Genomic DNA, 13,043 nt, shown 5'->3' on the forward strand with positions numbered 1-13,043 from the left:
TTATACTATTTCTTTGTAATATATGCCCATTTATAACTGAAGTCTCCACCAAACGTATGGTTAGCGATACCTTTTACATATGTCTTCTCTAAATAAGCCGTACTTTGCTGATACGTAGGTGAGATTGCAGCATCTTGACCAATTAAGATTTTTTCAGCTTCTGCAAGTGCTTTCCAGCGTGCTGCGTCATCTTTTAGTAGTTCTCCTTTTGATTTTGCTACTAAATCATCGTACTTCGGATTTGAATAATCCATTTCATTAAATGAGCTTCCAGTAACGAACATATCAATATATGTCATTGGGTCTGGATAATCTGGACTCCATGCAGATAATGAGAATTCATATTCAAATTTCTTTTCTAAATCTAACTTCTGCTTATATGGTTGTTGCTTCAAATTCACTTTAATACCAGGTAAGTTTTTCTCTAATTCTTCTTTAATAAAGTCGCCCACTTTTTTACGACTACCGTTATCATCATTTAGTAATTCTACTGTAATTGTATCTTGACCAAGTTCTTTCTTCGCTTCTTCCCACAGTTTTTTTGCTTTCGCAGCATTATCTTTACTGTCACGGAAATTTTTATTTACAGTACGGAAGTCTTTTCCATCTGGTCCTGTCGTAAACTTTTCAGGTACTAAGAAATACGCTGGCAATGATCCATCATTCAAAATTACATCCGCAATTCCTTTTTTATCGTACGCTAAATCAATCGCCTCACGAACCTTTTGATTTTTAAACGTTGCATTTTTTTGATTAAAACGTAGGAAATACATACGTGGGTCTAGCTTCGTTTTAAATTCATCTGGTTTATTCTTTTTATATTTGTCTACAAACTCAGAACTTAAAATGACACGATCTGCTTGATCACTATCATATAAATTTACCCCAGTACTTGTCTCTTTTACTATACCCACATTAATTTCTTGTAATTTTACAGCATCTTTATCCCAATAATTTGGGTTTTTCTTTAACTGGTAACTTTGTTCATGTTTCCATTCACTCATTGTAAATGGTCCATTGTACAATAATTTATCTGCTTCTAATCCGTATTTATCCCCTTGTCCTTTTACATACTTTTCATTTAATGGGAAGAATGTAGGGAACGAAGTAAGCTCAAGGAAATAAGGTGCTGGTTGCTCTAATTCTACTACCAACGTTTTATCATCCTTCGCTTTAACACCTAATTGATCCGACGGTACTTCTCCTTTATTTACTTTCTGTGCATTTTTCACATCAAATAAAATAAATGCATATTCTGCTGCTATTGCTTTATCTAATGTACGTTGCCATGCATATACAAAATCTTGTGCTCGAACTGGATCACCATTTGACCATTTTGCATCACGTAATTCAAATGTATATGTCTTTTTATCTTCACTAATCTTCACGTCTTTGGCCATACCTGGAGTTGGTTTATTATCTTTATCTAGACGATATAATCCTTCCATTGCATTTACAAATACACGGAAAGATACAGAATCTGTTGATTTAGATGTATCCATTGAAGGAATTTCAGCTGTTTCTAGTAAGTTTAATACTTGCTTATCCGCTACTCCCTTACCTGCTTCTTTCTTCGTTGTAGATGCCTTCTCCCCATTTCCGCAACCTGCAACCAATACACTAGCCGATAATGCAACTGCAGCAATCGTTGTTACCTTTCTCTTCATTCTTCCTTCCCCCAATCTATATGTATAAGTTAAAACTTGTATAATATATTTTATTATACAAAAAATTCTGATTATTTTAAATGTTTATTTTCATAAAAAGAAAAAAAGCGGTCAGAAATTGCTTTCCCTCCGCTTTGTTGAATAGCATTTACTTGCAATCCATCCTCTATTTCAAACGGATTTTGAACCTTGAATATTTCTTCCATCATCTTCAAAAACTCTTCTTCATTTTTAGATTCACCATTAATCGTAAGGGAATATGGCTCAATTTCACTCAATTTATAATCAACAATAAATTGAATTGTAACTTTTTGTCTTGGCATCCCTGGGCTGTATCCTTGAAATTCTACTAATTCCATACCTTCCGAACCACGATAATATATCCACCCTGAATTTTGAAAATAGCTTTCAAACGATTCACCAATCGAAAAGAACGGATATTCATAAAGCGAACTTGTACGTACTTTTTGTATAATATCTCGATCAGTCGGAAAAAAGAAATGACTGAAAAAAATACTAGCAACTGCTAAAATAGTAACGATTGTTGCTCCCATTTTACTCGTTCCACCACTATCACGGATGAGATAATTTTCAACCGATTCATCTTTAATTCCCCGTGCTTTTATTCGATATATACGCCTTTCTGCAAATTGATAATATAATCCATTTGCAAAAATCCCCATCCCAAATAGAATGAAAATGAGTAATAAAAACGTAAGAGGCACCATATTAATGATTGGCAACGCTACGTTGAACCCCATATAATAAGAAAATGCATCACATGCTACTAATAACAGTATAAATAAAGCAGCAGGTACGTAATACTTACGATATCCAAGCCAACCTACATTAAAAATAGCAGCCAGACCATTCCAGCTCCACCTAGCAATTCGCTTATTCTCAAGCTCCCATTTTCTTTTGTAATATGGATATTGTCTCCCTACATATACTTCTAATTCTTTGTCTATTAGCGAGCTTTCTTCACCTTGTTCATTATGCAGGTTTCGTTGACAATTTGCACAATTCAGCTGATCATTAATACAAGGTCGCCCACAATTTATACATTTCAAAACAATCCCTCTTTCCATCCATACTTCATTGTGAACTACCCACCACTTAGTATCTCTTGCGAGCTTACCCCGAAGTGGGGGCTTCTCGGTTCATCGTTACTTTTGATAGCTAACGGATTTGTCTTAGGACAGCCGAGCTAACTCCCTCGTTCCAAAGGTTGTTTCTTACGATTTATTTAAAATACCTTCATGTTTCAATAACCACTCTTTCCTCCATAAACCACCCGCATACCCAACAAGTTTTCCACTCTTTCCTATTACACGATGGCATGGAACGATAATTGAAATTGGATTCCGGCTATTTGCCCCTCCTATCGCTCGTACAGCTTTCGTATTCCCAACCTTCTCCGCAATATCTAAATATGAAGCACTTACGCCATACGGAACAGTGTAAAGTGCATCCCATACATTCTTTTGGAATGGTGTTCCTTCAGCAGACAATGGAACTGTAAACTCTTTTCTTTTTCCTTCAAAGTATTCATCTAATTCATTTATACATTGTTCAACAAGTTCATTTTTATGTTCTTCTTTTCTATCTTCAACAAATATAACAGACGTAATTCCTTCTTCGTTCGCTGTAATTTCTAACAAACCTAATTCACTATCATAATAAGCCTGGTACATATGTCATCCTCCAATTCATTACATATTATTTATTGTAACACGAATAGACGAAATTTTTCGTATAAGCGTTTTATTAGGGAAACAAAAAAGAGGATGATACAATGTAAGAAAATTCAATCAAGGGGGATATTTGATGGAGTTTCAACTCTTTTCACCTTATACAATTAAGGACGTTACGCTAAAAAACCGTATCATTATGTCACCTATGTGCATGTATTCATCAGAAAATGAGGATGGCCAAGTAACTAATTTTCATCTCGTCCATTATGGAACCAGGGCTGCTGGCCAAGTAGATTTAGTTATGATTGAAGCAACAGCTGTGTTACCTGAAGGACGAATTTCTAACAAAGACTTAGGCATTTGGGATGATACTCTAATTGAAGGCTTACATAAAACGACAACATTTATACATAATAACGGTGCAAAAGCAGCCATTCAACTCGCTCACGCCGGAAGAAAGGCTGAATTAGAAACAGATGCTTTCGCTCCCTCAGCAATTCCGTTTAACGATAGAATGAAAATACCAGTAGAAATGAATAAAAAGCAAATTAAAGAAACTGTTTCTGCTTTTCAAAAAGCAGCTTTACGCTCTAAACGAGCGGGGGTTGACGTTATTGAATTACATGGTGCTCACGGTTATCTTATTAATGAATTTCTTTCTCCGCTTTCCAATAAGCGGACTGATGAATACGGGGGCTCACCTGAAAACCGCTATCGTTTCTTACGCGAAATCATCGATGCTGTAAATGAAGTTTGGAACGGACCGTTATTTGTTCGTATTTCAGCAAATGATTATCATCCTGACGGGTTAACGGTTCAAGATTATGTGCAGTATACAGGATGGATGAAAGAACAAGGGGTAGATTTAATCGATTGTAGTTCTGGTGCTGTTGTACCCGCACATATTGATGTGTATCCTGGTTACCAAGTACAATATGCTAAACATATTAAGGAGCATGTTGACATCGCGACTGGTGCGGTAGGATTAATTACAACCGGATCACAAGCAGAGCAAATTTTAAATAATAACGAAGCAGATTTAATTTTTATCGGACGCGAGTTACTTCGTAATCCATACTTCCCAAGAATAGCTGCCAATGAACTTGGCTTTGAATTAAAAGAACCATATCAGTACCGACGAGCACCCGGGAAAATTAAAACTAATAAATAAAACCGAGAAATTATTCTTCTCGGTTTTACTTATTTTATTTCTATAATATCGTTTGAACTATAAATATGAATACCAGATTCTTCACGTAGCGCTGTTATATACATTCCTTTCGCCACATCTTTAGCTGAAATTGGTTTATACTTTTTAAAAGCCCCTTTAAATATAAACGGAAGAATACGAGATAATTTCTCAGCCATTCTTTCCCCAAAACGATATTCTTGTCGATTTCCAACTAATAATGACGGCCTGAAAATATGTATGCCACCAATAACTAGCTTTTTCAGCTCCTCTTCCATTTTCCCCTTCACTTGCGAGTAAAAGAAAAATGATTTAGGTTTTGCTCCCATTGATGAAATAACAAGAAAATTTTGCACGCCTTGTTTTTCAGCTAAGCAGGCAGCTCGTAATGTATATTCATAATCTACTTTTTTAAAATTCGACTTCGACTTCGCTTTTTTTATCGTTGTTCCTAAGCAACTAAAAACATCATCTACTGCAAAAAATTCTTTGTATTCCTCTAATACTGAAAAATCCACCTGTTTCTGTTGCAATTTCTCATGCTGTAATTGTAATGGTTCTCTTACAAAAATAGTAACCGAATCGTAGTAATCTGAGTCAAGTAATAGTCGTGTTATTTCTTGTCCAACTAGCCCACTTGCGCCAAGTACTAACGCTGTTCGCTTATTCATATATGTGTATACCTCTTTATTTACTATTCTCTCCTATAGCTAATCGTCGCTAACAGGAGTTTCCGTTCTCCCATTTTACCATAAGTAAAGCACTATGCGTACGCATAGTGCTTTACTTACTCTTTTTTCTCTTCTTTTTCTTCCGCTGGCAATTTTGTAATTGTTGTAGCATCCCCTAAATTACTTATTAGTCTTCTTAAAAAAATTAAAACAAAAGATAATGGCAAAACAACCGCAAGTATTAATAAGATAGCTTCCATGAAGTAACCCAAGCGCTCATCCCCTTTTTTCTGCTCCCTCCCAATATATGAAAGTAACATTGTCACATATGCACCAATCATAAAAATTAATACCTTTCTTTTTGACAAATTTATAACAAAAACAAATCGTAATGATTATTATTTATTGCAACTTTCATAAAGATGTATTATACTAGGTTCGCAACCTAAAACGTAATTATTCCGTTTTGTGTTAAAACGATATTTTCTTCTTATATTTGGAGAAAATATAATTGTAAAAAAGAAAAGAGGAGAATTATATGCCTAAAAAATTAGCTCTATTTTCATTTATACTTATTTTCACACTCATCTTTGCTGGATGTTCTAACAACAAAGAAGGTGCGGCGAAAAAAGATGGGAAACTTTCTGTTTATACAACCATTTTCCCACTCGCTGACTTTACAAAAAAAATCGGTGGTGATTATGTAAATGTAGAAACAATTTACCCACCTGGTGCGGATTCTCATACATTTGAACCAAGTCAAAAACAGACTGTACAAGTGGCGAAAGCCGATTTATTTGTTTATAACGGCGCAGAATTAGAACCATTTGCCGAAAAAATGGAAAAATCATTAAAAAAAGAAAACGTAAAAATTGTAAATGCATCTAAAGATATCGAACTTCGTGCTTCATCTGAAGAAGAGCAGCACGATCATGGAGACGTTCATAAAGAAGATGAACATCATCACGATAAAGACCCACACGTTTGGATAGATCCTACTCTTGCGATGAAACAAGCAGAAAAAATTAAAAATGCACTTGTAGAATTACAGCCTGAACATAAAAAAGAGTTCGAAAAAAACTTCGCGGCACTACAAACAAAATTTACTGATTTAGATGATCAATTTAAAGCAGTTGTTGCAAATGCAAAAACGAAAGAAATATTAGTTTCACACGCAGCTTACGGCTACTGGGAACAACGATACGGTTTGAAACAAATTCCAATCGCTGGAATTTCAGCATCTGATGAACCATCTCAAAAACAGCTTGCTGACATTACAAAAACAGTAAAAGAGCACGGTCTACAATATATTTTATTTGAAACATTCTCTACTCCAAAAGTAGCATCAGTTATTCAAAAAGAAACAGGTACAAAAATTTTACGCTTAAATCACCTTGCTACTATTTCTGAGGATGATGCAAAGAACAATAAAGATTACTTCACATTAATGGAAGAAAACGTAAATACTTTAAAAGAAGCAACAAGCTAATCAACTATATTTTCTAGGCAGCTGAATATGTCATTCAGCTGCCTTTTTATGTATTTATCCTTGACTTGATCGAAATAACAAGTAGAATTATCCATATTAGCTTGTAAGCTATACTAATTTAGAAGGTGAGTTGGAACTATGAATCTTCACATTTGTGAAGTAACAGCAGCAAATTGGCGTTCAGTAGCTGCCTTAAGCGTAACAAAAGACCAGCAGCAATTTATTGAAAGTAATGCGTTTTCCTTAGCAGAATCATTATATGAAGAAAACGGAACGTCAGTAGGCTTATATGACAAAGAAACACTCGTTGGATACGCAATGTATGGATGGTATTCCCAAAAACATGAAAGCGTATGGTTAGATCGTTTTATGATTGACCAACAATTTCAAGAAAAAGGATACGCAAAACGTTTCCTTCGCTTACTAATTCAATTCTTGCAACAAAAATTTGAATGTAAAATAATTTATTTAAGTTTACATCCTGACAACAAACACGCAATGGGACTATATGAGTCATTTGGCTTCCGTTTAAATGGGGATATTGATGACGAAGGTCCAGTTGTAGGTGTTGTAATGGAATTACTTATAGATGAAAATACAAGCCTGTGAAAACAGGCTTTTTATTATTTATTTATTAATATCACATTTTCTATATTTAATTTCTTCTCCCTATGTGCTTCGCTTTTGCAATCTAGTATTATCTCCGTAAAATGCTCATCCGATTGAATTAGATAAATCATTTGATTGTTTAAACGTATTACTATTTCTTCTTCATTTGTAACATCTGAAAATAGACAACTAATAATGTCTCTATCTTCATTTGTTATTTCTCCATATAATTTCACCGTATTTATTCCTGTAATTCCCTGCTCCAAACTATTTGGATACATATATTTCTCCATATATTCTCTGCTCTTTTGATCGTCCATTTGTTGTAGAAAGAATTGAAACGGCATCCCCTTCATCGGCTGTATGTATGCATTTTTCCACGGCATAGTTTTCTTAAATAAATTAAAAAACCACTTGTATTGTAATGGTTCTGGTTTTGTAATTCCAATTCCACCTTCTATCATTTTTCCATACACTTTATCTATATTTTCAACATCAATTGCCAGTCCGATAAGTCCCCTATGGCCATCACAATATTTCTGAACCCACTCTTGTACCCAACCACCCCCATCTTTTGTTTTTATTCTTACTAATTCTAAATATTCTTTTCCAATCCATATGTTAGATACTTTAAACCCTTTCGTTCCCTTTCCCCATTTCGGAACATATGGAAGCCCGATAGAATGTACATTTTTAATCGTTTCCTTATTTTCTTGTATTTCTTTATTTACATTTATAACAAGATGATCGATTTTCATATTCTTCCCACCACATTTTTATTTTTTTAATAGTTTCTCTAACCTATGAATAAATCGAAGTTGCATCTCACATTGTTCATACATATTTTCGAAAATTAGTTTCACATACGCTGGCGCGTTATCTTTTAGTCTTTCTCCTTCCCTCATCTCTTCATAAGTAGATCGTATTTCACTTTTCTGCTCTTCTAAAGCTTCTAAAACCTCCTCTCTCATACTCTCTTCTTCTGACAGAAATGTTAACGCTGTATATAGATGTTTTGGAAACATAACTGAAGTTTTTTGAAACGACTCCTTTAATAACCTTTTAAATTCTTGACTTCCCTTGTCTGTAATACAATATATCGTTTTCGACCGTTTTCCGGTCATTTCAATTGCTTTAACTTGAATGAAATTTTCATTTTCCATTTTTTTTAATGCGTGATAAATAGAAGCTGGGAAAACTTCCGCCCATCTATTACTTTGCACCATATTTAGCGCCTGCTGTATTTCATAACCAGATAGCGACTCCCTTTTAGTAAGCAATCCAAGAATCATTAAACGCACCTTTTCTCCCCCCTACCCCTAACAAAACACTAAATATTTAGTATTTTCAGATTATTTTAATGCAAATTCCAATTTTAGTAAACAAAAAAAAGCCTGCAATATACGCAGACTTATTTCACACATTCTTCAAAATGTTCTTGGAACCATTCTTTATTAATATCTCTTCCGATGAAAACTACTTCGCTTACTCGCTCTTCGCCCTCTTGCCACTCTCTATCGTACGAAGCAGCAAATAACGTATGCACACCTTGGAAAACAATACGTTTATCTACTCCATCAATAGATAAAATTCCTTTGTAGCGATATAAATGCTCCCCTAGTTCTTGAACAACAGCTGACATCCACTCATTCAATTTTTGTAAATCTAACGGACGTTCTTCACGTAGTACAAACGATTTTACACCTTCTAGATGGTTATGTTCTGTATGAGGGTAAATTTGCAGCGTATCTTTCGTTTTAAACGTTTGAATTTGTAATAACGATGGAATATCTACCTCACAGTTAGTCGCCTCGATTAACTTTGCAGTCGGGTTAATTCCTTGAAGTTCATGCAAGAGATTTTCTTTCTCATTTTCTTCAATTAAATCTAATTTATTAACTAACACAACATCAGCAAAGGCAATTTGTTCTTTTGCTTCTAGTCCCTTTTCAAAATGTTTATGTATATGATAGCTATCTACAACTGTTACAACACCGTTAATTTGGTATGCAGATTGAATAACTGGATCTAAAAAGAAAGTTTGAATAATCGGACCTGGATTTGCAAGACCTGTTGTTTCAATTACTAATCCATCAAAGTCCATTTTCCCTTCTGCTTTCACATCCAGTAATTGTTTTAAAGCAACAAGTAAATCTTCACGCACAGTACAGCATAAACAACCGTTTGTCATTTCCATAATTTCTTCTTCAACGTTCATAATTAATTGATTATCGATACCAATTTGCCCTATTTCATTTACAATCACTGCTAATTTCTTGCCGTGATCCTCTGATAAAATTCGATTTAATAATGTCGTTTTCCCTGATCCAAGAAAACCAGTTAGTATTGTTACTGGAATCATTCCTTACATCTCCTTATAGCTATATGTTTCTACATTATAGCATATAGAGAAAAACGTTTTTGTAGCAAAACATATTTATTGTATGTACAACCGGGTAACTATATAATAATATGTAGCAAGAAAGCCTTTTCAAAAATATTATCATTCATCAAGGGGGTACTTATAATGGAACGAGTTCAAATGGCCGAAACACTAGAATTTTCTCGTATTATTCAAGGGTTCTGGCGTTTAGCAGAATGGAATATGACAAAGCAAGAGTTACTTTCTTTTATTGAAGACTGTATGGATTTGGGGATTACTACTTTCGATCACGCTGATATTTATGGTGGGTATACGTGTGAAGGATTGTTTGGAGAAGCGTTACAATTAAAGCCTTCCGTACGCGAAAATATGCAAATCATCACTAAATGTGGAATCGCTCCCCCATCACCTAAATTTCCAGAGCGATATGTTGCTCACTACAATACGAGTGCTGAACATATAATAAAAAGCGCGGAAGATTCATTACAAAACTTACATACAGATTATATTGATGTATTGCTCATCCATCGCCCAGATCCATTTATGAATCCAACTGAAGTGGCAGAAGCGTTCTCACGCTTAAAGCAAGAAGGCAAAGTTCGCCACTTCGGTGTATCTAACTTTTTACCTTCACAATTTAATATGTTAAGTTCGTATTTAGATTTCCCGCTCATTACAAATCAAATTGAAGTATCTGCGATGCAAATGGAGCATTTTGAAAAAGGTACGATTGATTTATGCCAAGAAAAACGAATTAATCCAATGATTTGGTCACCTCTTGCTGGTGGTGAAATCTTTACTGGTCAATCAGAACGTGCCATACGTGTACGTGAAACTTTACAAAAAGTTGCTACTGAGCTAGGCGTTGATAGCATCGATACTGTTATGTATGCATGGTTACTTGCTCATCCAGCTAAAATGATGCCAATTGTTGGCTCTGGCAAATTAGATCGAGTAAAAACGGCTGCAATGGCAACAAAAGTTAATTTAGACCGCCAACAATGGTTTACAATTTTCGAAAGCTCTAACGGTCATCCTGTACCATAATAAACAAAAAGAAGAGCTGTTTCTTTACAGCTCTTCTTTTTCATATGTATTTCTCGTCATTGCAAATACACACATATCTCTTAATCCATTTTCATCTACCGCAACACTCGCGCTTTCTAAAGTACCCTCTAATTTAAAGCCTAATTTCTCTGGTATCGCTCTACTCTTCTTATTTAGAGAATCACAACGGATTTCTACGCGGTTTGCTTTCAATTCAGTGAAAGCATAATCTGTTATACCTTTTGCAGCCTCTACCATATAGCCCTTTCCACTAAACCTTGAATCAATCCAATACCCGATTTCAAATTGAGGTATATCCCAATTAATACGATGTAATCCGGCAGATGCAATAAATTCACCTGTTTCGTTCGAAAAAACTAGTAATCTCAAATCTTCACGCTGCAAAAATTGAATATGCGATTTTCTAATACTCTCTTCTATTTCTTCCTCTGTTTGCTCTTTTTGTGCAAAGACCATCCAAGGTTTTAATTCTTGTATTGAAGCTTGAATTGCGTCATATACAACTTTACCATCACCTGGTTTTGGCATTCGAATAAACAGCCTGTCAGTATAAAATTCAGAAGGAAAATCGAATAATAACGGATTCACTGTAAACACTCCCTATAATTCTTTTATATATAATAATATCCATCTCAAGTTATACAGTAAAGAAATTTCTGAATTTTAAACTTTTTAATCATTCACTTCCATCGCTACACGAACTCCAGATTCAATCGCACCTTGAATCCATCCGTGATACAGCGTTGTATGATCACCAGCAAAATATATTCTCCCCTCAGGTTTTACAATGACTGGCTGTAATTCTGATTCTTGGCCAGCTTGAAATAGTGCAAACCCTCCAAGCGCATATGGATCTAATGTCCAACTCTTTGATATTCCAGACATGAACTCATCATATACTTGACCACCTAATATTGTTGCTAAATTTTGTAGTGTGTAATAGATACGATCCCCCTTTGATAACCCATCCCATAACAACGCATCATAAGACCATGTATAGCTTCCTAACATCATAGCAGGCCCTTTCTCTCCGATTCCATGGCTTGGATAATACGCATAACGTATAGGAAGATCTGTTATAATTCTCCCACCTAATTGCCCTTGTTCCTCCCAAAAACGACTTTTAAATTGAATTCCTATTTTTGTAGCTGGCATATAACGCAATTCGCGAATTGTTTTCCACTTCGCATGAGATATCGAATCAAATGGATCTACTTCTACAAATCGCATTGTTGAAAAAGGAATTGTAACAATAACTAAATCCCCTGTAATACTACTATATTCAAAAGTTTCCTCGTTCCGGTAATAGGCTGTTACACTATTGGCTTGTTGATGAAGCTTCATTAATTTTTGATTATATATAATATTTTCTTCTAATTGTGGTAAAAAAGACTTTGGTAATCTATCATTCCCACCTATTATTTCGCAAAATCCGCTCTCCTCTTGCATAATATATAAAAAACGTAACGTCTCAACGAATGACCTTTCTAAAAAACCTTCTAAATCTAATAGAACACCTATCATCTCAATCGTTACTGGCGAAAAATACGTATTATATTGATAAGGATGATATTTTAAAAATTGACCTGTAGAATATCTCCCAAAATCCTTTACTACAATATCCCAATTTTTCTCTGGGTTCTTTTTTATAAAATTTATAATGGGCTGTACCGCTAACATTAATAGTTCCTCAGACGTTTTCCCAACTTCATTCATTTCCACAGGATATCTTAAAATACTTGGATCTTTTTCGTATTGTTTTAATGTCGTTTTCCGACCATTTACGTAGATAATATCTGTCTCATTCCTATTAATAAAAGGGCTCACCTGTAGCCCAAACTTTCTTATATATGCCATCGTTAATGTATGCGAATACGGAATTCTCATTGCTCCAACATCTAAATATAATCCGGTATCTTCCATCCTAACTGTCTCTATGCGGCCACCTACACGGTTGTTCGCTTCAAAAACCTTCACTTCATGCCCTGCTGCTTTTAATAAAGATGCCGAAACTAATCCAGCCATACCAGCTCCTACTACAATGATTTGTTTCGGACGTGTCGTCTTCTTCAATCCCTTATTTATAACTTTTAACGTTTCATCCATCTCATTGTTAAACATTATATCTTTCTGCACAATCCCACCCCTTACTTCATGAAATACAAATTAGTGGTTTAGTGCATTTTATTCATAAATTCACTTAAACATAACACCACCACAATTTGAAAATTCACTAAAAATACATAAGGTGCAGCTCTCCCCCTTCCACATGC

14 protein-coding genes are annotated in these 13,043 nt (G+C 34.8%); 4 read left to right on the forward strand and 10 right to left on the reverse strand.

Annotated features, from left to right (window positions below; translation table 11 throughout):
- Positions 1–5: 5 nt before the first annotated feature.
- The 3 genes from MR155_RS05760 to MR155_RS05770 all read right to left on the reverse strand — a co-directional run bounded on the left by MR155_RS05760 (position 6) and on the right by MR155_RS05770 (position 3,361).
- Positions 6–1,667 (reverse strand): peptide ABC transporter substrate-binding protein, encoded by a 1,662-nt coding sequence (locus tag MR155_RS05760; RefSeq protein ID WP_012260774.1) that lies wholly within the window; start codon positions 1,665–1,667, stop codon positions 6–8.
- Between the two features lie 71 nt (positions 1,668–1,738).
- A complete protein-coding gene (locus tag MR155_RS05765; protein ID WP_242308633.1) occupies positions 1,739–2,737 on the reverse strand; it encodes a DUF2628 domain-containing protein in 999 nt (332 codons plus the stop codon).
- A gap of 165 nt (positions 2,738–2,902) precedes the next feature.
- Complete coding sequence (locus MR155_RS05770) at positions 2,903–3,361, reverse strand: methylated-DNA--[protein]-cysteine S-methyltransferase (RefSeq protein ID WP_002086069.1); 459 nt, start codon at positions 3,359–3,361, stop codon at positions 2,903–2,905.
- A 133-nt stretch (positions 3,362–3,494) separates the two neighbouring features.
- Here MR155_RS05770 and namA point away from each other — a divergent pair, with 133 nt between their 5' ends.
- Entirely contained in the window at positions 3,495–4,532 is a 1,038-nt protein-coding gene (namA, locus tag MR155_RS05775) for an NADPH dehydrogenase NamA (RefSeq protein ID WP_242308635.1), read from the forward strand.
- A gap of 29 nt (positions 4,533–4,561) precedes the next feature.
- Here the strand turns inward: namA and MR155_RS05780 are convergent, their stop codons facing one another.
- Together MR155_RS05780 and MR155_RS05785 are read right to left on the reverse strand one after the other, a co-directional pair.
- Positions 4,562–5,221, reverse strand: a complete 660-nt coding sequence (locus MR155_RS05780; protein WP_002031464.1) for an oxidoreductase — start codon at positions 5,219–5,221, stop codon at positions 4,562–4,564.
- A gap of 116 nt (positions 5,222–5,337) precedes the next feature.
- Entirely contained in the window at positions 5,338–5,562 is a 225-nt protein-coding gene (locus MR155_RS05785) for a hypothetical protein (protein WP_002012427.1), read from the reverse strand.
- 197 nt (positions 5,563–5,759) lie between these two features.
- On the opposite strand from MR155_RS05785, the gene MR155_RS05790 reads away from it, so the two are divergent.
- Complete coding sequence (locus MR155_RS05790) at positions 5,760–6,710, forward strand: metal ABC transporter substrate-binding protein (RefSeq protein ID WP_113938277.1); 951 nt, start codon at positions 5,760–5,762, stop codon at positions 6,708–6,710.
- Positions 6,711–6,848: 138 nt separating this feature from the next.
- Positions 6,849–7,319, forward strand: coding sequence for a GNAT family N-acetyltransferase (locus tag MR155_RS05795; protein WP_242308637.1), 471 nt, complete (start codon positions 6,849–6,851; stop codon positions 7,317–7,319).
- A gap of 14 nt (positions 7,320–7,333) precedes the next feature.
- On the opposite strand, the gene MR155_RS05800 is transcribed toward MR155_RS05795, so the two are convergent.
- The 3 genes from MR155_RS05800 to MR155_RS05810 all read right to left on the reverse strand — a co-directional run bounded on the left by MR155_RS05800 (position 7,334) and on the right by MR155_RS05810 (position 9,681).
- The gene (locus tag MR155_RS05800) at positions 7,334–8,077 is read right to left on the reverse strand and encodes a VOC family protein (RefSeq protein ID WP_242308639.1); all 744 of its coding nucleotides are present in this window, start codon (positions 8,075–8,077) and stop codon (positions 7,334–7,336) included.
- A gap of 18 nt (positions 8,078–8,095) precedes the next feature.
- Entirely contained in the window at positions 8,096–8,620 is a 525-nt protein-coding gene (locus MR155_RS05805; RefSeq protein WP_242308641.1) for a PadR family transcriptional regulator, read from the reverse strand.
- A 110-nt stretch (positions 8,621–8,730) separates the two neighbouring features.
- On the reverse strand, positions 8,731–9,681 hold the full coding sequence (locus MR155_RS05810; protein ID WP_002086082.1) for a CobW family GTP-binding protein: 951 nt from the start codon (positions 9,679–9,681) through the stop codon (positions 8,731–8,733).
- A gap of 165 nt (positions 9,682–9,846) precedes the next feature.
- Here MR155_RS05810 and MR155_RS05815 point away from each other — a divergent pair, with 165 nt between their 5' ends.
- A complete protein-coding gene (locus MR155_RS05815; RefSeq protein ID WP_242308643.1) occupies positions 9,847–10,749 on the forward strand; it encodes an aldo/keto reductase in 903 nt (300 codons plus the stop codon).
- 24 nt (positions 10,750–10,773) lie between these two features.
- Here the strand turns inward: MR155_RS05815 and MR155_RS05820 are convergent, their stop codons facing one another.
- Both MR155_RS05820 and MR155_RS05825 read right to left on the reverse strand, forming a co-directional pair.
- Entirely contained in the window at positions 10,774–11,358 is a 585-nt protein-coding gene (locus tag MR155_RS05820; RefSeq protein WP_242308645.1) for a GNAT family N-acetyltransferase, read from the reverse strand.
- 84 nt (positions 11,359–11,442) lie between these two features.
- The gene (locus MR155_RS05825) at positions 11,443–12,906 is read right to left on the reverse strand and encodes a flavin monoamine oxidase family protein (protein WP_219302067.1); all 1,464 of its coding nucleotides are present in this window, start codon (positions 12,904–12,906) and stop codon (positions 11,443–11,445) included.
- Positions 12,907–13,043 lie beyond the last annotated feature (137 nt).

The organism is Bacillus cereus group sp. BfR-BA-01331 (genome assembly GCF_022663915.1).
Classification (GTDB): Bacteria; Bacillota; Bacilli; order Bacillales; family Bacillaceae_G; genus Bacillus_A; species Bacillus_A mycoides.

Bases quoted from the DNA above. Each gene is read 5' to 3' on its own strand.
- MR155_RS05760 (WP_012260774.1), bottom strand. From the start codon at position 1,667: ATGAAGAGAAAGGTAACAACGATTGCTGCAGTTGCATTATCGGCTAGT.
- MR155_RS05770 (WP_002086069.1), bottom strand. From the start codon at position 3,361: ATGTACCAGGCTTATTATGATAGTGAATTAGGTTTGTTAGAAATTACA.
- namA (WP_242308635.1), top strand. From the start codon at position 3,495: ATGGAGTTTCAACTCTTTTCACCTTATACAATTAAGGACGTTACGCTA.
- MR155_RS05780 (WP_002031464.1), bottom strand. From the start codon at position 5,221: ATGAATAAGCGAACAGCGTTAGTACTTGGCGCAAGTGGGCTAGTTGGA.
- MR155_RS05785 (WP_002012427.1), bottom strand. From the start codon at position 5,562: ATGATTGGTGCATATGTGACAATGTTACTTTCATATATTGGGAGGGAG.
- MR155_RS05790 (WP_113938277.1), top strand. From the start codon at position 5,760: ATGCCTAAAAAATTAGCTCTATTTTCATTTATACTTATTTTCACACTC.
- MR155_RS05795 (WP_242308637.1), top strand. From the start codon at position 6,849: ATGAATCTTCACATTTGTGAAGTAACAGCAGCAAATTGGCGTTCAGTA.
- MR155_RS05800 (WP_242308639.1), bottom strand. From the start codon at position 8,077: ATGAAAATCGATCATCTTGTTATAAATGTAAATAAAGAAATACAAGAA.
- MR155_RS05810 (WP_002086082.1), bottom strand. From the start codon at position 9,681: ATGATTCCAGTAACAATACTAACTGGTTTTCTTGGATCAGGGAAAACG.
- MR155_RS05815 (WP_242308643.1), top strand. From the start codon at position 9,847: ATGGAACGAGTTCAAATGGCCGAAACACTAGAATTTTCTCGTATTATT.